The following is a 23,193-nucleotide window of genomic DNA, read 5'->3' as shown; positions in this document are numbered from 1 at the left end:
CACGCTTATTCACTTACCTCAGCACCCAGTACAAAAATACCTCTAACTATCCATATAGTCGGAGGCATTTTTATATCTGTCGTTTCATTTAATACCAAATCACAGACGAAAAAAAACGAACCCGAAGGTTCGCTTTTTTACATCTTTTCATCTGTCTGTCTATAAAGACAAATTAGATAGCAACGATGTTATGTGCTTGTGGGCCTTTTTGGCCTTGAGTTACAGTGAACTCAACTTCTTGGCCTTCAGCCAAAGTTTTGAAACCTGAGCCTGAGATTTCGCTGTAATGAGCGAAAACGTCTGCGCCGTTTTCTGGAGCGATGAAACCAAAACCTTTAGCTTCGTTGAACCACTTAACTGTACCTTTTTGAACGTCTGACATAGTCATAACCCTGATATTTAATTTATTTGTGGTCTAATAGACCGATAACGCTTGCAAATAGCTACTGAACGATAAATATTAAAACGAAGGATTATAACTAATACTACGAGGTAATGATTTGGTGCAGAACTGCTCTTAAGCTTGGATGTATTATAGGGGGAACATCCTAGTATCGCAAGCCTTATCTCAGGTTTTATGTAACTGGACTTAACTATTGCCCTATACATTGGCGACTTTATTTGGCATTTGGCAGACGAAACAAATAGACGGCAACCCCGCTACAGACCAGTGCTACCAGCCATGCCACCCATGTCATATCAGCGGGCAGACGATAAAACAACATAATAGTTGACGCGGCCATCATGACCGTTGCCAAAACCTTGGCATACAGCGGCACGGCATGATTTTCTTCCCAATCACGGACGTATTTGCCGAAGTATTTGTGATTGATTAGCCAAAAATGAAAGCGCCGCGAGCTACGCGCCCAGCACCCTGCCGCCAGTAATATAAAAGGCGCAGTCGGCATGACGGGCAGTAATATCCCAATAATACCTAAAATAAAAAATACCCAGCCAAGCGTCACAAAGGTCCAGCGTATCATTGGACTTCTGGATTGGTTGGTCTTAGGCCTATGATAAAACGTTTTTTTATTATGGGTCATATAAGTGATGTCGTTGGACGGTGCGGTGAATGATTTTGGTAGCCATCAAAAGTATTTACATGGCTACTTGTATAAGTAACCAAGCATGCAATATCACCAAAAATTGTACAAGCCCATTTATACAAGCTTTTTGCTATCGATCAGTATCGTTGGTTAGTGATTGGGTAAGTACCAATGGCAAATACTGCGCTTTTCTATTAACACGTCGATTGCAAGCGCTTATAAGATTGAAAGCGCTTATAAAAAGCCGTCAAAAATGAGAACTGTTATAAAGGGCGGTTAACGAGCGTCAGTCATCACCTTTCATTGTCATTTCTGATACGCTTGCATCACCGCTTACAAGTCGTCTATGATGATGCAGTAGCTATCGATAATAGCCATTAGTAGTACTGATCAAAAATAATGTAATACCACTCAATCTTGTCGGGGTGCATTGATTTGACGCTGTAAACACAGTTCATATCATCGCTGAGATAGACCCGTGAACCTGAAGCAGTTAGCACTGACGTAGGAAACAAGCGTGACACGTTTTAATAAATCTCTTGGTGATGTGTGCTTATGATGGCGCATCTAATCTCAGGATTTTACCTTGCTTGTTTTATTTAAACAGCATCAGTCTGATTGTTTTCTATACCCAAAAAGGAAACAACCATGCAGTCGACTACCAAACTTACTCTCACTCTCGAATGGTTCTTGAACCCTGATCACCTGCCTTTTATCGCGGGTGTGACGACGGGCGCGTATGAGCAAGCAGGGCTTGATATCACTATTATCGAGCCAGACGATCACTATGATGGCTTTGCCGAATTACAAAATCAAAGCATTGATCTGCATGTCAATGAGCCTATCCATCTGTTTGAGCATTACGCGCCTAATCTACGCGCGCTGGGCTGCTTTTTTGAGACCGACGGCGGCATATTGATGCAGCAGTCTAGTATGGACAAATTAAAAAACAATCAACCTATCCGCATCTGTACCCCTGCCGCTGAAGAAAAAACCAATCGTATTGGCTTTGAGATATTGGCGCGTTATGCCAAGAAAAATGGCTTTAGTATCAGCCGTGATAATGTGACTTTTATACAAAAAGACTTTTATCATATAAAAAACCTGCAAGAAGACCCAAGTCTCGATGGTGCATGGTTATGCTTTTATAACTTTGAGGGCGTTGAGGCGACTCATGAAGGGCTGGACTTTACGTTTATCGATCAGCATCTGTCACCTTATCCGAATTTTTCGGCGTTAGAAATTCTCACGACGGATGAGATCTATAGCGCGAAAAAGGACGCGATAGATACTTTTATCCAAGTGACCAATCAAATGACAGAGCTGTGTAAAAATGATCCAGAGACTGCCCACCATATGTATTACAACTATAGTAAAACTGAGGCGGACGCGCTGATGGATGCCATCATTGATAATACGCTGGGTAGATTGATCACGCCGATTACGCCTGATGCGAGTAAGTGGGAAGAGCTGCGTGAGATGCTGGCAGAGATTGATATCGTGACGTTAACTGATGAGCAGTATCAATCGCTGTGGACGCTGTAGGCATTTTAGAAGTTAAGATATTTTGAACCATAAAAAACCGCCATCGTGTTTGCTATGGCGGTTTTTTATTTAGCTGTAATCGAATAATGAGGTTAGCGCACTAATACTTTTATAGTGAATTGACGATACCTAGTTGCTTAGCTTCTTTTAGCCAACTTGGGAACTCTTCTAGCATATTTTCATACAAGGCTTCTTCGCTAATGTCATCCAAGTCATCAAGTTCAAAAAAGTCGCAATTATCAATCACGCGCCCTGTCATGTCGTCTAGTTTTTTTAGAATGCCATAACCACGACCACCCAAGCCCACAAACTGCCAAAATATCGGCAGTTTCGCCGCTTCCGTCATAACTCTTGTAATACCGCGATTGTCATTCACCCCGCCATCACTGATAAATAGCACGTAGATAGGCACATCTAAGCCGTCTTTTTGATAAAACTCCGTCACGGCTTTCATGACCTCTGCTTCGTTATTAACGCGTGGACCAAGTGCCCATTTGCGCCAGCCGCCATGAGCGTTGTCAATAAAACCATCATAGTTGCTCAGTCCAATCTCGCCCAAATACTGCGGATCTCGGGCAAACGCCCAACAATCTAGTGCTTGGTCATCATCAAAGTTCACTGCCAATGGCAATATGCGATTGACTACCTCTTGCACGCGGCCTTGTTTATATTGTCTGTTCATTGAGCCTGAGGCATCTAACACCAACGCTACTTTTGCGGTTAATTGCTGCAATTGGCGTTTCTCAAGCGATACCGTGGCTTTTTTGGCCAGATTAACCAGTTTTGGCGCTTTTTCTAGCATGACCTTCTCGAGCGACGGTTTTGCTTTAACTGGCGTGGCGTTTACGTCAGCTGCTGTCGAGCTGCCCTCTTCTACGTCACCACCGAAATGCTGCACGATGGCGGCAAGTCCACCATTAAAGCCTTGTGCGACGTTAGATACTCGCCACACGCCACTCTTACGATACAGCTGCATCAACATACTGGCTTGCTGCTGGGCGAAGTCTGCTGCTTGATACGCTGCCTGTGCCTTTTGCGATTGCTGCCAAATGCCAATCTCTAACGACTGGATTTGATTGAGCGGTGTATCGGCTGATAATACAAAAAACAGGCTGTCAATATTAGTAGCCAGTTTAGACAAATTGACTTCAAACTCGGCTTGGATGCCTTTATTTGCTGTTGGCTGCGACTCGTAATGGGTGAGCTTGATTTGTCCGCAAGGTGAGGTTGGCTGATTATAAAACACCATGTAATCATCATTGATCAGTTTGCCTGCTGCGTCTAAGGCAAAGCAGCTGATGTCCATCTCTATCGGGCTTTGGCGGGTAAATTTGAGCGTGATGGGTGTGGTCTCGTCAATAGCAAGGTTGCTTAAAGGCGAGCGTTGTCCGACGGTGAGATGGTTCATGGTGTTCCTTAACGTTGAGTATGTCGTTTAACAGATACAACAATTTGCCAAATTAGTATGCCAAACCAAATGTAGAACAATAGACTAATAAACTCAAATCCACTCTTAGATCCAAGAAACCTACTAAAAGGTAGGAAGTTTTTTGCTATATCATTTAAGAATATCCAAATCCATTCCAATTTTTTCCAAATGAAATAATCAAAATTATCAAAATACCAGTCATGTAAATATAGTAATATCGTATACGAAATCAGGCTAATAATTAACCAAGTAATGGCTCTTATATAATTTCTGCCGAACTCAGATATTAGATCATTCACGTTATATACTAACTTATCCCAGAAATTCCCTTCTTCCTTCAACTCATTTTTAAATGCTTTCATCTCTTGAACAAAAAACCTATTTGCTTCAAGAGTATTACCTCTAGAATCGAATGAATATTTTATAATTCTAAATGTTTCTCGATTAGTATTGTATGAGTTAATATATGATTTCAAGAAATTAGGCTGCTCTCTTAAATCTACATTTTCAAAATCTAAACTATAGAAAAAACTAGTGTTCTTAAAATTTGAAGCGTTCACGAAAGTTACATATTTGAATTGATTTGTATGCTCGTCAGACTCTAAGAACTCTCCATCTGCTTTGCCAAACTTGACTTCCTCGAAATCTGCTACATCAAGAAACTTGGTCCTGGTAAATTTTGCTCGAACAAATGAACTATTAGAAGCGTCGAACATGCCATCTATGACTACATTTATACAATTTAAAGTAGTGATATTGGCTTTCAGCATCCAAAACCCTACCAAAAAATTCGTATTTTCAATCCAAAGATACGAGATATGCACACTATTTAGTTTAAATCCTCCATCGAAATTGCAATCATATACCTCCAGAGTAGATAGTTTCAATTCTCTTTCATCTACATCTACATCTAAAAAAGGTTCTTTCTTAAAAACTGAGTTTTCTAATCTAAGTGAATTTTTAAAATCACAGCCTGAAAACAAACTATCTTCAAAAATACTATTCATTTCAATGGGTGAAACTCTTACTGCAGACTTAAACTCACATTCAGCAAACAAGCAATTAGTAACTTTTCGGAACATTTGAATTGGAGTTATATCAAATGAGTTGTAAAAAATACAATCATCGAAGAAAATAGCCACATCATCTAGCTGCCAATTATCTATATATAAATGACAATAAATTAAATGAGCACTGCTGAACAAATTTAATAATTTGAAATAATCAAAATCATCTCGATTGTCTCTATAAGGAAAATAGATATCAGAAATAGTTATTTCGTTAGATTTATTAGATTTACGGATCAAATCTCTTAATTCTATGTCATTTAAATCACCCTCTCGAATTTTTTCTCCAATGTTTATGTTAGAGCCTAATACAAATGGCTTAGGTGAGGAATTAAGTACACTCTGAAGATTAGGAGAAGAAGTCAATGGTTTTGAATCAATCAAGTCTGCTATGTAAATCTTCAATAAGTCGTAAAACTCAGATAAAACACCTTTTAACCTATCATCTTGATAGTTGCTTTTTATACAATGAAGAGCACACTCTTCATGAGGTGCAAACTTATTGTTTGTACAACCTTCAAAGGTACATGTCATGTCTCAAAACTCTCTCGTTATTTACTGCTGATAAGTTAGTAAACCATTCTAATTTCGCTAGCCATCAGTTATATCACAGAAACAAAAAATCTCGACACTAATCGAGCAATAAAAAACGCCATCACAGTTGTGATGGCGTTTTTTATTACTATAGATATTTACGCTTTATTTACAACGCCTTTAACTGCTTAATCTGTGCATTCATCGTATCGAGCTGACCTTCTAACTCAGCCAGTTTCGTTTTCTCGCTTTCGACCACTTCCGCAGGCGCTTTACTGACAAAGCCCTCATTACCTAGCTTACGCGCGATACCATCAGCTTGCTTTTGTAGCTTTTCATACGCTTTGTCCAGACGTGCCAGCTCAGCCGTTGGATCGATTAGCCCTTTCATCGGCACGAGTACCCGTAGCTGACCGACCATACTCGATGACGATAGTGGCACTTCATTGCCTTCTTTGACGATATCCAAACTCTCGACTTTGGCAAGCGCTTTGAACTGGTTTTTGATACGTGATAGACGCGCTTCTTCATCGGCAGAGACGTTTTGTAGCAGCACTGGCAGACGTACCGCATTGCCCAGTTTCATCTCACCACGGATGTTACGGACGCTCGCGATTAGCTCCTGTAGCCATGCCATATCCGCCTCAGTCTGCTCACTGATTTGGCTGGCATCAGTTTGTGGATAGTCAGCGACCACGATGCTGTCAGTGTTTTTGCGACCCAGTAGCGGCGCGATGGTCTGCCAGATTTGCTCAGTCAGATACGGCATGATTGGATGGGTGAAGCGTAGCGCAGTCTCTAGTACGTGCAGTAGCACATAGCGGATTTGCGCTTTACGCGTATCCGATACCGAGTCATCATTTAGGCTGGCTTTGGCAAGCTCAACGTACCAATCACAGTACTCATTCCAGATAAACTCATAGATATCTTGGCTGACCATATCGAGACGATACTGAGCGAAATGCTGATGAATGTCTTTGATACTAGAGTTGAGGCGACTTATGATCCATTTTTCTGGTAATTCCCATACGTCAGGATTCGCCGTTTGGTCAATAGGCTTGGCAGTACCTTCACCATCGACACAGTTCATGAGGACAAAACGGCTGGCGTTCCAGATTTTATTACAGAAGTTACGATAGCCCTCGACACGCTTTAGATCAAAGTTGATATCGCGACCCGTACTGGCAAGTGAAGTAAAGGTAAAGCGCAGCGCATCGGTGCCATACGCTGGGATGCCTTCTGGGAACTCTTTACGCGTTTGCTTCTCAATCTTGGCCGCGTCTTTTGGATTCATCATGTTACTGGTGCGTTTTTCGACCAACGCTTCTAGCTCAATACCGTCGATAAGATCGATCGGATCTAAGACGTTACCTTTTGATTTTGACATTTTTTGACCATTACCATCACGTACCAGACCATGCACATAGACGGTCTTAAACGGTACTTGTGGCGTGCCGTCTTCGTTTTTCACGAAGTGCATGGTCATCATGATCATGCGCGCCACCCAAAAGAAGATAATATCAAAACCTGTCACCAGCACGCTGGTTGGGTGGAAAGTCTCCATCACGCGTGGATCAGCGTTGACGTCTGCCCAGTCAAGTGTACTAAATGTCCATAGACCAGAGCTGAACCAAGTATCGAGCACGTCATCATCTTGGCGCAGTTTGACATCATTGCTTAGGTTGTATTTAGTGCGTACTTCCGCCTCATCTCGGGCGACATAGATCTCACCCGTCGCATCGTCATACCATGCAGGGATACGATGTCCCCACCACAGCTGACGGCTGATACACCAGTCTTGTAGATCGGTCATCCACGCCATATACATGTTTTTGTACTGGGCAGGGACGAACTCGATGCTGCCGTCTTCTACCGCATCAATCGCAGGCTTGGCAAGCTCCTTGACCGCGACATACCACTGATCGGTCAACCATGGCTCAACGATCGTACCGCCACGCTCAGCACGTGGGGCTTTAAGTGCGTAGTCCTCGATATCTTCTAGCCAGCCCTGATCGCCTGCTTGCTCAACAAGGAACTTACGCGCGGCAAAACGCTCAAGTCCGGCATACTCGCTAGGCGTAGTCTCTAGCTCTGGCTCACGTGTCTGCAAGTCAGGATAGACTTCCATCGCAGGCAAGATATTGGCGCGCTCATCGAGGATGTTAATCAATGGCAAGCTATGACGACGACCTAGTTCATAGTCGTTAAAATCATGCGCAGGCGTGATTTTGACACACCCCGTCCCAAAGTCGCTCTCGACATAGTCATCAGCGACGATAGGCACGACGCGACCCGTAATCGGTAAAGTAATGGTTTTGCCGACCAAGTGTGCATAACGCTCATCGCTAGGATTGACGGCGACCGCCGTATCACCAAGCAACGTCTCAGGACGTGTGGTGGCGACGACCAGATAGTTTTTGCCATCTTGAGTGGTTAGGTCTTTATCGGTGAAATGGTAGCGGAAATGCCACAAGCTGCCTTTTTCATCGTGGTTTTCGACTTCTAAATCTGACAGCGCAGTTTGGAATTTTGGATCCCAGTTAACCAAACGCTTACCACGATAAATGAGGCCGTCGTCGAACAGGCGAACGAATACTTCTTTTACTGCATTGGACAGACCATCATCCATGGTAAAGCGCTCACGCGACCAGTCAACCGAGCTACCCAAACGACGAATTTGGCTAGTGATACTGCCGCCCGACTCTTCTTTCCATTCCCACACTTTATCGATGAAATCTTCACGTGTCATATCACGGCGGCGGATGCCTTGCGCCTCCAAGCGACGCTCAACAACCATTTGGGTTGCAATACCGGCATGATCCGTACCTGGTTGCCACAGCGTATTATCACCATCCATGCGGTGGAAACGTGTGAGCGCATCCATGATTGCATTGTTAAAACCGTGACCCATATGCAGAGAGCCGGTGACATTTGGCGGTGGTAGCGCGATAGAGAACGACTCATCTTTATCAAACGTTGGGGCAAAATAACCGCTTTCTTCCCAGCCTTGATACATGCCTGCCTCGACTTGTGCAGGGTTATAGGCGTTTTCTAATTGATTGAGTGCCGCTTGAATAGAGGCAGTTAGGTTGTGGTTACTCATAATGGCATTATCTTTTATTGATTGAATGTGATCAAAGTTAATTGAATTAAAGAGAATATAAAAATTAGGAAAATAATGAATAGAGTGATTTTAACGCAGATAGTCAGATTTTGTTAGATGGTAAGGCAATTTATAAAGCCTGAAGGTCATTTTTCATGCCGTTATCGAACAATTAATAACCCCAATTGGTTAAACACTCAATAGAACCTACCACAGTCATACGTTAAAATAGCATCGATAGCGTTGTATCAGCTCTATCCATATACCAGCCGACCAACAGTGAGTCACCCTTGTCCCAAAATAACACACCTAACCAAAGCCGTCGTCAGGATGCTCAGGATATCCTACCAGATAGCGCGCGCGTGAGTACCACCAGTCATTCATCTCAGGATGATGATGCAAGCGAGCATCATAAAAAAGACAATATGGCGCACAGTCATACGCTACAGCACAGCCACTCTCCAGAAGACAGTCACGCCAATCCTCATGTGGACAGCCATCATCCAGACGACCATATAAAAGCCACCGAAGAGCTGGATAATGATGACCTGCCAGAAGAGATCAGCGAAGAAGACAAGGAAACCATCAAAAAAGTTGCCGGTGATGATAATCTAAGTCAAGCAAAAAGCTACGCCAGTATCTTGGTCGAGCAAGTCATCCATGCCAAAGAAACCTTTGAACGCTCGCTTGGCTCACTGTTTACCAGCGCCTTTACGGCTGGGCTTGAGATTGGTATTAGCTTTTTTGTGATTTTATCGGCGTTTGCCTTACTTAATGATGTGCTGCCGAGTCGCTATGCGATGGTACTATCATCCCTGCTCTATCCGATCGGCTTTATTATCGTGGTGATTGGTCAGTCGTTATTATTCACTGAGCAGACCTCCCTACTCAGTCTACCTGTGCTAAACAAGATTGAACCACTGCATAAGCTGCTGCGTCTATGGGGCATCGTTATCGCTGGTAATATCGTCGGTGGCTGTTTGTTTGCTGCCTTGATGATTGGCTTAGGGCTGCATATGCATCTGTTTACCGACCATGCTATCGATGCTTACGCTGAGCATATATTGGGATTTGAATGGTGGGTCATCTTTGGTAGTGCGGTACTGGCAGGTTGGATGATGGGCGTGGCGGCATGGCTAGTCACATCTGCACGCGATACCCTTAGCCGTATTGTTTTGGTTTCCATTATCACTGGTAGTATCGGGTTTTTGGGCTTACACCACAGTATCGTTGGCAATATTGAAGTGTTTTCAGCATTGCTGTATGGCAATACGGTCAGCCTATGGCACTATTTGATATTTTTAGTCGTGGTCTTGGTGGGCAATACGGTCGGCGGCGTGGTATTTGTCGCGGTACTCAAAAACCGCACATTCTTGTTTGAAATTGAAAGAGTCAAAGAACAAGCAGCCGAGGCACGAGCAGAAGTAGATAGGCGCAGATTTTAGCGTTGAACAATGCTATCCGTATTGAATCAACCCACACACTTTAAGAAACTATGATAAATATAAAAGCCCACAATAACTCTCATCATAAAAAGTATATTGTGGGCTTATTTTATTGGGTCGTGCAATGCGTACTTAGCAATGCACTGCGGCTTACATTCTGATTAAACTACATTCTTCTTGCAGCCAACACGCTATTTTCTCTTTCGACTCTATTTGCTTTATTGTGTTGCGCGGTAAACACTCTGACCATGATACCTGCGGTTAAGAACATGATTAGCGTATAAATAGCTGGAGTCAACGACATCTTATAGTTAGCGAGCAGCGTCAATGCCATAAACATCGACAGCGTACTGTTTTGTAGCCCCACCTCCATCGTGATTGATCTTCTCTGCGCAGGATTTAGACCGAACCATTTACTGGTGTAATAACCAAGCGCCATCGTCGATACGTTCAATATGAGCGATACAGGGCCAGTGGCAATTAGGGCCTCTACGATGATGTCTCTTTGTACATAGCTCAAGAAAAGTACCAAGAAGCTCAAAAAAATCACCCCAAAACGGGATACCATTACCTGTGCTTTATCAGCAAAGTTAGGCTTATAGTTTTTGATGAGCATACCAATACTAACTGGCAGTATCGTCAGAGCAATCAAGCTGATCATGGTCTTGGCGACTGGCAACTGAAACTCACTACCGGCACCCATGAAGTACACGAGCGAAAAACTCAGCACGATAGGAATGGTAAATACGGTGATAACACTGGCGATCGCCGTCATCGTGACCGAAAGCGCGACATCCCCTTTTGCCAAATAAGTAAATAAGTTAGATGTCGTGCCACCAGGACACAGTACTAGCAGCATAACGCCAACGGCATACTCAGGCTCGAGTGACATGAAAGTTGCCAAGGCAAAACCGACCAATGGCAAGAATAGTAGCTGATTGGTCAATCCGATTGCGACTGCTTTGGGATATTTGACGACTCTTTTAAAGTCATTGGTAACTAAGGACAACCCCATTCCCATCATGATCAAAAAAATACTAATGGGAATGACTTTTGAATTGACAAACGTGACTAACTCCACACCTTCCATAACTACATCCTTGTAGATAGAACCCTTACACGGGCAGGTTTATGACAACGTTATGATGCTCAATCAGCCAATCCTGCTGATATCTTGGGTAAAAGCCACCGACATTGTCAGCGTTTTTATACGACACTTTGTACACAACACTTTTTGGAATCATCACTACTGACATACACCCAAAAAATGTCGAAACATTGAAAGTCAGTATATCGTTGTAAAAGTGTATGTATTTGATTTTTCTGACTACTGGTCAGTCAGCGTTGGGTTTTGTGCTGCGACAACCACAGAGGAGAATCTAAATAGCAGTGCTACGAGGTATTAAGAGATGCTAGGAAGTGCAGAAGGTACACGTGCAGGCGATGTGTGTGTAGCAGAAACGATAGGTATGTGATCAGTACTGATGACCGCCGTGCCATAAGCAATGGCTTCTACCATACTGCCCAATTGGTTGATGTTAGTGACTTCTAGACGTACGCCATAAATATGGGTGTAGCCTTTGGCTTTTGCTTGTGTACGCATACGGACGATTGCCTCACGGCGCGCGCGATCTAGCAGGGTCTCATAGGTGGTTAGGTTTTTGCCAAAGAGACTAAGCACGCGAGCAATAATCATCTTAAAGTAGTCTTGCGCGATAACCACGCTGCCAAGAACTAGCGCGCCCTCACTACCGATAGCCAGCTCAGGACGGTAGAAACGCTCGCTTGAAACCGTAATATCCCCTAGCGCCTGCTCTGCTACTGTTAGCTGTGCCAAATGCTGACGCTCGTGACGTGAGCCAAAAAACCAACCAGCGGCGAATAAAAAGATAAACGGCCCATAATTGATAAGCACTTGCGTGAGTGAGTCATTCATGGCACGTTTCTCATTATAAAAATCATTACGGTTTTTAGCATTGTTGTTTTTAGTGCTACAGCTTTTAAAGCGCTAAGATCAACCAAAAGGATTAAAACGCGGTAAATCCTCTGGCGCAGTCTGGACTTGAGGGTTGGGTGTTTGACCGGACGGATAGTGATTATCGCTTGGTGGGTTCTGGAGCTGCTGCGATACTGGTACCGCTTTGACCGCTGTTCCATAAACAAACAGCTCAGAAGCCCCTTGTGCAATGCTAGAGGTAGAGAAACGCAAGCCGACGACAGCATCGGCACCAAGCGCTTCTGCCTTGACAATCATGCGATCGATCGCTTCTTGGCGTGACTCTTCTAACAGCTCGGTATAAGCGGTCAGCTCGCCGCCAACGATGTTTTTTAGCCCAGCAAACAAGTCTTTGCCCACATGCTTTGAGCGCACCGTACTGCCATACACAACATCTAAGCGCTCGGTAATTTGATAATTAGGTAAGTGTTCAAGATTGGAGAGTTGCACAGCCATAGTAAGACCTTATCGGTGACTTATAATGTATCTAAAAGAATGACCAGAGCTGCATGATGCAGTATAAATAAAAGATAGTACTATCAGCAGTACTGTCTTTTAGAATGACTAGTCATTGGTATGAAACAACAAAAACAGCTCGGTCAAATTGCCTTCGATGCTGTTGGCCATTTGAACCATCTTATCTTCATCGCGACGCATTGCTTCTAGCTCTGGATCTTCATCATCAATGCCGCTTAATACAATCATTGGTAAGGTCAACACAGCCACGTCTTCTGCTGTCTCTTCGTCTTCAAACCAATCACTTGCTTCATCGCCATACATGGCATCAACAAAACCAATCGACCAAGCCACGATATCTGACTCATCTGAAAAATCAACTGCCACTTCTTCGTCACCAGCATCTTCACCAAATGGCAGCTCAATCGGAGTCTCATTTTTTAGCTCAGCCATGATCGAGTCGCGCCAGCGCTGAATACCATCGATGACGTTTTCTGGAATCTCACTCACATGACCCTCAAAAAGCGCGTCCATCCAGTTAGGGAGTGGGCGACCAATGACCGTCGCTGTCAAAAACCCATGCGCGGCGACACTATCGAGCACGAACTGGCTCTCTTGGTTGTCCAAATAATCGAGCAGTTCATCAAAACTTAATTGGTTATTCATGGCTTAACAGTCCTTGAGAGATAGCTATCGTCAATCACAGTGATCGATCGGTTAAAGGCAAAAGGGTTTTAAAACAAAGGCTGCTTGAATAATCGTAACCAAGCAGCCTTTATAAAGTAAGTATTATTGAATAGAGCAGATTGCGAGCCATTGTCAAAAATAACAAACAGCGAGCAATCGGTATAACTGGGTAGATAATTATCACTCATTAAAGCACTTTAGTCAGCTTAGACAATGATACCAATGAATTAAAAATCGTCATCATCCCAATCATCGCCATCTTCATCGAAGTTATCTAGATCATCAAGGTCGTCTTTTAACTCTTTTGCCAAACGCTTTTCTTCTAGCAAATTATCGATTAGTCGACGCTTCTCGAGACTGCTTAGGCGCGTACGCACACTGGTCTCAGCCTCTTCTACCATCTTTGCGTCGTCATCGTCGACAAAATCATCATCAAAATCGTCGTCAATATCAGCGTCACTCATGACAAACTCCTATCATTTTTAGGCAAGGGTATTAAATATACATCAATATATATATGCCTTATAAAGTCTCTATTGAAAGTTGTCAATCCTTTTTCTTAATATGTCACATTTCAGCCTGAGTACCAAGACTATGATACCAGTTATATAATGGACAATTGTAGTATAAATTACCCATATTAATACTGCTATGTCGCTGACTCATCTTCGTCTTCAATCATGAGCACGGCATTACGAACATCTGCCAAACGCTGAATCATCGAGTCGTTCCCGCCATCGAATATCGCACACTCGCGCTCATAGACAGTGGTTGGGCGCATGATGCTATGGACCTGTACATGGTTATTGATTTGTTTGAGACCAGCAGCTGGCAGCAATATCAACAGTTGCTCTTTTTTGCCGATGCTCTGTAGTAGATGGGTCATGGGCTCTGATTGTGCCTCATCACTCACGCCTGCTTTGGCTGGTAGTGCAAAGCGCGACAGCTCGATATGCTTGTCATGAATGATTTTGTTGAGCATCAAGTACAGCTTGGCAAGCATGACCCCAGCCAGTGCTACTTTGGCATGGCTGTTGTCCGCTTTTAGCACCACGCTTGCACCATCGTCCTCAAAGTGTGCCTCATTGGTCGCACTGACACCCAGTAGTAATGGCTGTTTGAGTAGTTCGGTCACGGCTTGATTGAGCAGCTGCGTACATAGGGCTAGATAAGGCAGGCGCTGCGCCGGTGCAAGGCGCTCAAGCATATTGAATTCATCATGAAAGACGATTTGCACTCTTACGCTATCGACTGCGCGTGTGGCAGACAATTTAGAAGTCTGACCACCAGATTGCGAACTATGACGCTTTGCGGTGCTAACAACCTTGTCTTCAATATCGCCTTCAGACGTAGCTGTTAGACTGCCAGTTTCGTCACCAGTCTCTTGGTTCTGCTGATTTCTTAGGTACTCATTGACTTCATTGTGTACGTTGAATGTGCGCGCGTTCGTTACTTTATCTTCTGTCGCACTCTCAGAAGCACCACCAGATAGTTGGCCATCAGCTGGGTTACTCACTGTGCCGCCTGTGCCGCGCTCAAGGTCACGGCTATAGCCGCGCTGATCGCCCTGATTGTATTGCTCATGATACAAGTCCTGAATATTACGGCTCAGCGCACTGATTTGCTCTTTGGTCGGACGAGCAAGATAACCGTAGATTAGCCAAAGCAATAAATGCAGCAACATAGTGCCAATCACAAACGGCCACTGCATCGCGATGATTTCACCTTTACTAACGTCTTTTAACGTCAGTGCAACGCTACCAATCACTGCATCGCCGTTGGTGGCGATTTGGCGAATCGTATCGCCTTGCTGCATCGGCGCGTTGCCCACAGGCACCAAAATATCGTCTTTATTGTCTTTAATCAGTATTCTTGTTACGTCCTGCTCGCTAGTATAGCGGTTAGCAATCACACTGAGACTGACACGGTCTTTATTTTCTAAAGACAACCTTGCTTCATCAATCAGCTGGGCGACCATTTGCTCGCCTTTTAACGCACGACTTTTGCTCAGCTGTTGATCGGTACTGATGACCAATAACAACGTCTGCAAACAAAAACTAACCAGAAGAATAATGGCAAACAACCCTTGCCGCGGCGCTAAATACGTCATGATATGTTAAACTTTTTTGGAGAAAAGAAATTAAAAAACGAGTCTATTGCTCATTTTTTGGCTAATTTTTGAACAATTGTAATTCGCGAATATTGATCGATATTTACGGAAAATCGATAGTATTTCATTGAAATCAGTCATCATATAAAATGCTACTATGTAAAATGACACTTATTTATTGAGCTAAATTTGAACGATGATACTATCGCGCGCTGCCTCATGATTATCTCTGCTATTTTTGCCACAGCATTATTATCAAAGTGGTCCGTTTATCTCATCTACTATATCACCATAATAAGACTTATAGCGTTAGTCGATTTATAAATTTATCATAATAACTTTGTTGTATTTCAGCAGATTTTAGGCGCTGATAAGCATTTTTGGACACCCATGATACTTTGCATGTCATCTATAGGCGCTGCTCAGTAAAACTGTTATTATTCCCAATCTTATATGAGCATACAAGGGACAATTGAGCCATGCCAAAAAATACATCTTATTCGTTACCAAAAGACAGCAAAGCATGGCAACAAGCCGTCGACTCTATTGCAGAATTATTACCTGATGATACCAATCTGCGAGATTTTGATGCGCTACAGTCGCTGCCTGTTTTTGCGCTCATTGTCGTGCTGCCTACTCAAGTATCAGCGATGGACATTCATCAATATGTTCAGTCTTGGGTCGATGAACAGCCAAGTTGGCATTTGGTGACGGTCGCTGAGGATACTGAGGCGAGCTTTGTTAATATTACGGTCTCTGATACAGAGCCAACGGCAGCCGATGCACAGCGTCTACCCTTTACCAATGCTCAAGTATACCGCTATTTGTTGGTACCTGTGACCGATACGCTGATGCACCCTGGCAAAAAGACCGCCGCCGCTCACATCATTGACGATCAGCTGACCACTCGTCTGCGCCATGACTTGTCTGAAGAATACAACCGCACACGCAGTGCGGATAGTACAGGCAATCTAGACATCGTCGATTGTCACATCCTATCGGTCGGTCATATGCTGCGTACTCACAAGCTTGCCTGTTTTGACATGGATTCGACGTTGATTGAACAAGAGGTCATTGTAGAGCTGGCAAAAACGGCTGGTATTGGTGAGCAAGTTGAAGCCATTACTGAGGCGGCGATGCGTGGTGAAATTGACTTTGATGAATCATTTGCTCAGCGCGTGGCCTTATTAAAAGGTATCTCTACCGATGTGCTTGATGATATTTGCAGCCGCTTGACGTTATCGGTCGGTGCCCGTACCACCATCAGTGCGTTAAAAGCCTTGGGCTACCATACGGTACTGGTGTCTGGTGGCTTTACTTACTTTGCCCGCTATATTGCTGAGCAATTGGGTATTGATGAGGTCCATGCCAATGCCTTAGACATCGAAGAAGGAAAAGTGACCGGTCACATACAGCTGCCCATTATAAATGGTGCCAAAAAAGCCGCTATAGTCGAGCATACTGCTGAGCGCTTAGGTATGGAGATGTCTCAAGTGGTTTGTATCGGTGATGGGGCCAACGACTTGCCGATGATGGCGCTTGCCGATTTAGGAGTGGCTTATCATGCCAAACCCATCGTGCAAGCACGTGCTGATGCCGCGATCAATGTGACAGGACTTGAAGGGACGCTTTATGCACTTGGCTATCCAGCGCTCGCTCCTACTCAGTAATCGCTAAGTATTCTATATCATCCGTTAAGCTGGGTTAATGTCTGTCTCATTAAGCCAGCTTTTATGCGTTAGCACATGTTTCATAAAATGATGTTGCTTTAATTTTTAAGTACGTTTCGTTGTAATAACGCCAGATATTTATTTTTAGATAACATTTATTCTCAGATAATAAAGGACTGTTCATGACGGCACCACAATCCCCACGGCCAAACCAGCCGTCAGTAGCAGAGCCATTAGACGCAAGCAAGGTCCCTGTCTCTGTCCCTGTGCATACGGATAACCCAAAAGAGCTGCTTGGTGTGTATATCAAAGGCATGGCGATGGGTGCTGCTGATATCGTTCCTGGTGTCTCTGGTGGCACTATTGCATTGATTGCAGGGATTTATGAGCGCCTGATTAATGCACTCGGTAGCATTGGCCCCAACCTTTGGCAGATATTTCGACAAGACGGCGGAATCAAAGGACTGATTGCGGTTTGGCGACAGGTTGATGCGACATTTTTATTGTGTTTGATACTTGGTATTGCGACGAGTTTTGCTACCTTGGCTGGTATTATCAAATATTTGCTAGACAATCAGCCACTGCTTATTTGGTCATTCTTTTTTGGATTGGTGGTCGCAACGGTATTTATCTTATTAAGTGAGATTAAGCGCTGGAATATAGGACGTGTGGCGCTGTTTGCTGCCGGACTCATTGCTGCTGTGGTCATTAGTAGTCTGCCATTACTCGCGGCGACACCTAGCTTACCGTACTTATTTTTTGCAGGCGCGATTGCGATTTGCGCCATGATATTGCCTGGGGTCTCAGGGTCTTTTATATTGTTGTTGCTAGGTGCCTACGATACCGTATTGGAAGCCGTGCATACTCTTAACTTTACGGTACTATTAACTGTGATGGCGGGCATGGCAACTGGATTGTTATTATTTACCCGTGCTCTAAAATGGTTATTAGCCCGCTACTATCAAGCCACCTTGGCATTGCTGACCGGTTTTATTGCCGGCTCTTTGGTCAAGGTATGGCCGTGGAAAGTAGATGTATTAGGCGCTCTTAACAGCGAGGCGATCAATAACGTTATGCCATGGCAGTATCCTACTGGTCCCCACTGGCTGACCACAGTTGGTCTTATGCTACTCGGTGCTATTTTGGTGTCGTTACTATCTTGGTGGGGCAGACGGACCAATAAGGCTTAACTGTTGATCCTCCCTGTGTAAATATTTGATTAAAAAGCCTCTGTTTGAACCATTACAACGGCTCCTACCCTCCCCAATATAAGCGCCCTTTTTTGCGGCGCTTAGCCTACCAGCTAACGATTAAAAATCGTACAAGCTATCCAAAAAAAAGCAACCTTAATCTAAAAAATCAAACGTCAACGGTTGTCGCAAAGTAGCCTAGCGCCTCTTTAGCTTTGCTCAACAACCTTCCATAATAGTCTCATTGGAGTTCACCTTATGAATAGCGAGATGAATGATGGCAATGACTATTTTTTCTTTTATTGGCGTAGAGATGTGGAGCAGCTCAGCATGGCTAGGCTATAGCTTACTGGCAGGTATGATCGTGGCGCTCGCTCTATCATCGCAGCGTTGGCTGTTGCTATATCTATTTGGTGGTATGGTCTACTGGTTGGCTGTTGAGATGATACAGAATATCTTGGTAGGTCGTCCGATGCTGTCTGCGCTTTCGGAATGGCACCGTTACGTCATCGCGATGGGAATCAGCTGGTTACCTTTGGCCGGCTGGGTACTATACCGAGCACTACGCTACGAGGATGTGAGTCATGCAGTCAGTCGGCAGCGTGAGTTAGAAGCGGCTCGCTATGTCGAACATACGCCTGTTTACGATGATGATTATAAGCCACGCTTTCATTGATACTGCCATACTGATATGAATACCCTACCCATAACAGTGACATCTAATGTTACAAGATACTTAACGCTTTCTACTTAACTCCTAAAGAGTTGAAATCACTCAGTAGTTTATAATCTAGTTATATATTTATCATAAAAACTGGTATAAAGTACGCTTTATTCTTATGCCCTACCTTTAGGAGTTCCACTATGTTTACTATTCCTGTATTAGATATCAAGTCTGACCCATTAGATGCGCTGCTAGCCGTGGTTGGCTATCGTCTGTCCATGCTCGCTGATAGCGATAACGAAGACGTCAAAGCACTCTTTGCTGATCGTAATGTCACGATTGAGTTTGCCAGCACCGAATCTGATATCGCGCGTTCTTTTCGCTTTGATAATGGACAATTTAGTCAACAAAGTGGTCATGCAAAAGAAGCAGATTTGACCATTACTTTCAAAGATTCTATGACAGGCGTCAAGCTATTGACCAAAGGTAGCTTGCCTGCATTTATGACTGCCGTGCAAGAAGGCAAATTAAGCATCGAGGGTGACTATAGCCTAATGATGTGGTTCAACAAACTTGCTAAGCATATCGTGCCAGCTGTTCCAGAAGAGTGTAAACCCTACCTCCAAAAAGCCAAGCCTTATGCGTATAAAGCACAGAAGTTTGCTGAGCACTGGGTGGGTTTTGCTAAGCATAAATTGGGCAAGTAAATAGCTGATCCTTTCCTATAAATGAGTAATGCATTGCATGATATTCACTGGTAAAATGGCTGAAATAGGATCAACTAGATAGTTGCTATTTATGTGCGCTATTGTGACAATTATACATGCTCTCTAGCAGTGTTCTGATTTTCTAAAAAGGTTGCGGTATACTATACGGCAACCTTTTTTATTACCTTATAAATGACAATAGACACATACATTGATATTACCTGATACCATTTAATTTTATAAAAGGATTTACCTTATGGCAGGACTGCTTAGCATCTCTGAACCAAACGCCGATAGCACAACTGACCTACTCAGCCAACCTGATACTCACAAAGCCGCTCACACATACAGTCGTGACGACATCGCTCAGTTGTTTGATTTGCCTTTGATGGACTTGTTGTTAAAAGCCCAGACCATTCATAGAGAGCACTTTGTCGCTAACGAAATACAAATCAGTACGCTACTGTCTATTAAGACGGGTAACTGTCCTGAGGATTGTGGCTATTGCTCACAATCAGGTCATCATCGCGATACGACGAAACTGCAGGCAGAAAAACGCATAGAAGTGGATAAAGTCATCGCCGCGGCCAAACGCGCCAAGGCAACCGGTTCATCTCGCTTCTGTATGGGTGCTGCATGGAAACACCCAAGCGCCAAAGACATGCCTTATGTGGTCGAGCTCATCAAAGAAGTCAAAGCGTTAGGACTTGAGACTTGCATGACGTTAGGTATGCTCGATACCAATCAAGCGGCGCAACTCGCGGATGCAGGACTGGATTATTACAATCATAACCTAGATACCTCGCGCAGCTATTACGAGCAAGTCGTCAGCACGCGTAGCTATGATGAGCGCTTAGATACCATCGAAAACGTACGCAACTCTGGTATCAATGTTTGTAGTGGTAACATCGTTGGTATGGGTGAGAGCCGGGACGACCGTATTGATTGGGTGCATGAGCTGCTAAAAATGCCGAAAGCCCCTGAGTCGATTCCTGTTAACCTGCTAGTCCCGATTAAAGGCACACCGATTGGCGATAAAGTATTGGCAGAAGGCCAGTTATCAGTGCTAGAGTGGATTCGTACCATTGCCGTGGCACGTATTTGCTGCCCGACTAGTTATGTGCGTTTGTCTGCTGGCCGTGAAAGCTTATCAGATTCAGAGCAAGCCTTGGCATTTATGGCGGGTGCTAACTCCTTCTTTTATGGCGACAAGTTATTGACGACGGGTAATGCCAGTCAATCAGGCGACGACAGACTCATGCGTGAGCTTGGTCTCACCAAGCAGTTTGCCGCACCAAGAGCGCCCAAAGTATTGCCTGTGATGGATGCGATGAGCGGTCATCAATCGCAGATGGTATTGGCCGATTAGTTTGGCTGTGTGCGGCTAACAAAAATGTATGAAAACAAGCCTGATATTACACGGCTGATAATAAGAGATTAAGTAATGGCAGATTATTTTAACTGGATTAAAGCTGCACACATCATCTCGATGGTCTGCTGGTTTGCGGCGATATTTTATTTGCCGCGTCTGTTTGTCTATCATGCGATGAGTGACGATAGCATCAGCCATGAGCGCTTTGCCATTATGGAGCGCAAGCTGTATCGCGGTATTATGACGCCATCGATGATAGCGACATGGATATTCGGTCTATGGATGTTAGGACTGGGCTGGGATGTTTATAAAACCCAAGGCTGGCTACACGTCAAGCTATTATTGGTCGTACTGCTATCAGGCTATCATGGCGCTTGCGGATTTTATCGCAAAAAACTGATTGATAACCCTCATTATAAATCCCATAAGTTTTGGCGCTGGTTTAATGAGGTACCTGTTTTTGCCTTGGTGATTATCGTCATTTTAGTGGTCGTTAAACCATTCTAAAATCCAGTCGAAATGCTTATAACTGATGACCTACCAATAAAAAGCGTCCGCCACTTCCATAAGTGACGGACGCTTTTTTATTCGTTTTTTGGACTGTCTACCAAATATTATAGATCAAACACTAGGGCGCATGATTTGATAGACATTGCTCAAATCATAAACACGATAACGCGCCGGCTCACGGCGGTTTTCACCAGCATAGCTTAATATCAATGCTTGCTTAGCACGCTCATCCACCCAACCGACGAACAGTCCACTGTGCTCAATGCCATTGTAGCCATGATTGATATAGTAAAGCCAGTCACCTGCCTCAATCTCACTGCTACTAGCATAAGGCCCTTGCGCATACGTGCCTTTATGTATGGTATTACGCGAAACTCCCGCTCGATTAAACACCGCATTCAAATAATCCCAGCAGCCGCCTTTGATAATCGTCCGCTCATTCAGTGCCATTTTACGTGCCGTGCTGACCACTTCGCGGGCAGCCATACTGCTTTGCGTCTCCGCACTACTCAATAGCGGTAAATACTCGCTATCGACATTGTCATAACTCCCTGATAAAAATGCTGGCAACACGGTGGGTGACTGACGCTGAATTTCAGGGTAACGATAGGTGCTGTTCATCGTTGACTGATTGCCATCATTGCTCGTATTAGAGTAATTGTTATATGCTGGCGAAACTGCTGCATCGCTTCGAGATGAATGAGCACGTCGAATGGTAGAGTGTGTACTGACTTTGATGGAGGGAACTGCTGGATAAGAAGACATATAGCGCGCACTAGAGTCAGACTGGACGGACTTTTGAGCGATAAGGGCACTCATACTATCTGCATGGGCTTGTATGCTACAAGTGAATAATAACAAACTGCACGACGCTGCGACTGACGACATAGGCAAACGCGACATGACTAACTCCTGATCAAAAAAGTATCAATGACAGTATGGATAATAGTGAAGATTGAATTTTGTAATCTTACTTATAAACCATTTAGACAGGCATCTGCAAGAACTATTCACCTTAGATATGCGATAGACGGTATAAAAATCATGACGAATGGTCATAATAAAGAAGAGCGTTCAGAAGGGTCAAAGAAGACAAAGCACGGTGGTGTTAGATAGGATAGAGACTGGAGTGACTTTTGATGAATCAAGCGACTGAGGCGTAAAAATACTAATCACTATTCATTTTAATATTTACGTGGCGTTTTGTCAGTGCTTGCCCTTCTAATATGGCTTTAGTCACTTTCGCCTCTTGGGCACTCTCAAAACCAGTAATATGATACTTGCGTGCCTCACTGCTACCGACAATCTGCAGCCCATCACCGATAAGCACAACTTTATCGTCGTCAGTCAAATGAATATGTTCACGTTTGCCTAGATTGTCATGTACCAACTCATCCGCTCGCACCCATAATGTACCGCTACTAATCATGCCACTCATGGCTTTTTTATGCTGCTGACGTTTTTTGTTAAAAATAAAACTACCAACGATAAGCAGTGCCAGCGCACCGATAGCCAATCGCTCAGACAATAAGCTCATTGCCATAGCAACTGCCACCGCTCCTATCAGTAATGCAGATCCAAACCAAAACATACCGTTGTCAGCATTATTCGGCTGACCCTGTAAGGTGATTTTGGCGCCATCATCAGTCAGCTTGAGCATGC

At 44.0% G+C, this 23,193-nt stretch carries 21 protein-coding genes and 1 riboswitch; of the genes, 8 read left to right on the top strand and 13 right to left on the bottom strand.

Annotation, left to right across the window (positions count from 1 at the left end; genetic code table 11):
• Window positions 1–172 precede the first annotated feature (172 nt).
• Both BTW00_RS06345 and BTW00_RS06340 read right to left on the bottom strand, forming a co-directional pair.
• Window positions 173–382 (bottom strand): cold-shock protein, encoded by a 210-nt coding sequence (locus BTW00_RS06345; RefSeq protein WP_025644841.1) that lies wholly within the window; start codon window positions 380–382, stop codon window positions 173–175.
• Between the two features lie 235 nt (window positions 383–617).
• Window positions 618–1,043 (bottom strand): YbaN family protein, encoded by a 426-nt coding sequence (locus tag BTW00_RS06340; protein WP_075106720.1) that lies wholly within the window; start codon window positions 1,041–1,043, stop codon window positions 618–620.
• A 414-nt stretch (window positions 1,044–1,457) separates the two neighbouring features.
• A riboswitch (TPP riboswitch) is annotated at window positions 1,458–1,574 on the top strand.
• Window positions 1,575–1,694: 120 nt separating this feature from the next.
• Between BTW00_RS06340 and BTW00_RS06330 the strand changes: the two genes are divergently transcribed.
• Complete coding sequence (locus BTW00_RS06330) at window positions 1,695–2,591, top strand: ABC transporter substrate-binding protein (protein WP_075106718.1); 897 nt, start codon at window positions 1,695–1,697, stop codon at window positions 2,589–2,591.
• A 109-nt stretch (window positions 2,592–2,700) separates the two neighbouring features.
• Here BTW00_RS06330 and BTW00_RS06325 read toward each other — a convergent pair whose 3' ends face one another.
• The 3 genes from BTW00_RS06325 to BTW00_RS06315 form a co-directional block, all read right to left on the bottom strand.
• A complete protein-coding gene (locus tag BTW00_RS06325) occupies window positions 2,701–3,999 on the bottom strand; it encodes a VWA domain-containing protein (RefSeq protein ID WP_075106717.1) in 1,299 nt (432 codons plus the stop codon).
• A gap of 8 nt (window positions 4,000–4,007) precedes the next feature.
• Window positions 4,008–5,621, bottom strand: coding sequence for a hypothetical protein (locus BTW00_RS06320; protein WP_075106716.1), 1,614 nt, complete (start codon window positions 5,619–5,621; stop codon window positions 4,008–4,010).
• A 169-nt stretch (window positions 5,622–5,790) separates the two neighbouring features.
• Entirely contained in the window at window positions 5,791–8,724 is a 2,934-nt protein-coding gene (locus BTW00_RS06315) for a valine--tRNA ligase (protein WP_075106715.1), read from the bottom strand.
• A gap of 290 nt (window positions 8,725–9,014) precedes the next feature.
• Between BTW00_RS06315 and BTW00_RS06310 the strand changes: the two genes are divergently transcribed.
• Window positions 9,015–10,169: a formate/nitrite transporter family protein gene (locus BTW00_RS06310; protein ID WP_256714017.1), complete on the top strand. Its 1,155-nt coding sequence runs from the start codon at window positions 9,015–9,017 to the stop codon at window positions 10,167–10,169.
• Between the two features lie 166 nt (window positions 10,170–10,335).
• On the opposite strand, the gene BTW00_RS06305 is transcribed toward BTW00_RS06310, so the two are convergent.
• The 6 genes from BTW00_RS06305 to BTW00_RS06280 form a co-directional block, all read right to left on the bottom strand.
• Window positions 10,336–11,259, bottom strand: a complete 924-nt coding sequence (locus BTW00_RS06305; protein ID WP_058024446.1) for a bile acid:sodium symporter family protein — start codon at window positions 11,257–11,259, stop codon at window positions 10,336–10,338.
• A gap of 312 nt (window positions 11,260–11,571) precedes the next feature.
• Window positions 11,572–12,105 carry a YbjQ family protein gene (locus BTW00_RS06300; RefSeq protein WP_075106714.1) on the bottom strand — a complete coding sequence of 178 codons (534 nt, stop codon included), beginning with the start codon at window positions 12,103–12,105 and terminating at the stop codon, window positions 11,572–11,574.
• A 78-nt stretch (window positions 12,106–12,183) separates the two neighbouring features.
• Window positions 12,184–12,621 (bottom strand): YbjQ family protein, encoded by a 438-nt coding sequence (locus BTW00_RS06295; protein WP_075106713.1) that lies wholly within the window; start codon window positions 12,619–12,621, stop codon window positions 12,184–12,186.
• 108 nt (window positions 12,622–12,729) lie between these two features.
• The gene (locus BTW00_RS06290) at window positions 12,730–13,287 is read right to left on the bottom strand and encodes a UPF0149 family protein (RefSeq protein WP_058024449.1); all 558 of its coding nucleotides are present in this window, start codon (window positions 13,285–13,287) and stop codon (window positions 12,730–12,732) included.
• Between the two features lie 248 nt (window positions 13,288–13,535).
• Window positions 13,536–13,772, bottom strand: a complete 237-nt coding sequence (locus BTW00_RS06285) for a PA3496 family putative envelope integrity protein (RefSeq protein ID WP_075106712.1) — start codon at window positions 13,770–13,772, stop codon at window positions 13,536–13,538.
• Window positions 13,773–13,957: 185 nt separating this feature from the next.
• Window positions 13,958–15,418 (bottom strand): hypothetical protein, encoded by a 1,461-nt coding sequence (locus tag BTW00_RS06280; RefSeq protein WP_075106711.1) that lies wholly within the window; start codon window positions 15,416–15,418, stop codon window positions 13,958–13,960.
• Window positions 15,419–15,897: 479 nt separating this feature from the next.
• On the opposite strand from BTW00_RS06280, the gene serB reads away from it, so the two are divergent.
• From serB to hemJ, 6 genes are all read left to right on the top strand, one after another.
• On the top strand, window positions 15,898–17,088 hold the full coding sequence (gene serB, locus BTW00_RS06275) for a phosphoserine phosphatase SerB (protein WP_075106710.1): 1,191 nt from the start codon (window positions 15,898–15,900) through the stop codon (window positions 17,086–17,088).
• 182 nt (window positions 17,089–17,270) lie between these two features.
• Window positions 17,271–18,278 (top strand): DUF368 domain-containing protein, encoded by a 1,008-nt coding sequence (locus BTW00_RS06270; protein WP_075106709.1) that lies wholly within the window; start codon window positions 17,271–17,273, stop codon window positions 18,276–18,278.
• A 283-nt stretch (window positions 18,279–18,561) separates the two neighbouring features.
• A complete protein-coding gene (gene aciT, locus BTW00_RS06265) occupies window positions 18,562–18,954 on the top strand; it encodes an AciT family ciprofloxacin tolerance protein (protein ID WP_227511582.1) in 393 nt (130 codons plus the stop codon).
• A 188-nt stretch (window positions 18,955–19,142) separates the two neighbouring features.
• The gene (locus tag BTW00_RS06260) at window positions 19,143–19,649 is read left to right on the top strand and encodes an SCP2 sterol-binding domain-containing protein (RefSeq protein ID WP_075106708.1); all 507 of its coding nucleotides are present in this window, start codon (window positions 19,143–19,145) and stop codon (window positions 19,647–19,649) included.
• A 256-nt stretch (window positions 19,650–19,905) separates the two neighbouring features.
• Window positions 19,906–21,018 (top strand): biotin synthase BioB, encoded by a 1,113-nt coding sequence (gene bioB / locus BTW00_RS06255; RefSeq protein WP_075106707.1) that lies wholly within the window; start codon window positions 19,906–19,908, stop codon window positions 21,016–21,018.
• A 75-nt stretch (window positions 21,019–21,093) separates the two neighbouring features.
• On the top strand, window positions 21,094–21,528 hold the full coding sequence (gene hemJ / locus BTW00_RS06250) for a protoporphyrinogen oxidase HemJ (protein WP_058024455.1): 435 nt from the start codon (window positions 21,094–21,096) through the stop codon (window positions 21,526–21,528).
• A 114-nt stretch (window positions 21,529–21,642) separates the two neighbouring features.
• On the opposite strand, the gene BTW00_RS06245 is transcribed toward hemJ, so the two are convergent.
• Window positions 21,643–22,434 carry a hypothetical protein gene (locus BTW00_RS06245; protein WP_075106706.1) on the bottom strand — a complete coding sequence of 264 codons (792 nt, stop codon included), beginning with the start codon at window positions 22,432–22,434 and terminating at the stop codon, window positions 21,643–21,645.
• A gap of 265 nt (window positions 22,435–22,699) precedes the next feature.
• Window positions 22,700–23,191, bottom strand: coding sequence for a hypothetical protein (locus tag BTW00_RS06240; RefSeq protein WP_075106705.1), 492 nt, complete (start codon window positions 23,189–23,191; stop codon window positions 22,700–22,702).
• Window positions 23,192–23,193 lie beyond the last annotated feature (2 nt).

The sequence above is a fragment of the Psychrobacter sp. C 20.9 genome, from assembly GCF_001921765.1.
GTDB lineage: Bacteria > Pseudomonadota > Gammaproteobacteria > Pseudomonadales > Moraxellaceae > Psychrobacter > Psychrobacter piscatorii_B.
Note: the sequence above shows the minus strand (reverse complement) of the source record. Positions and strands in the feature narration are given on the sequence as shown.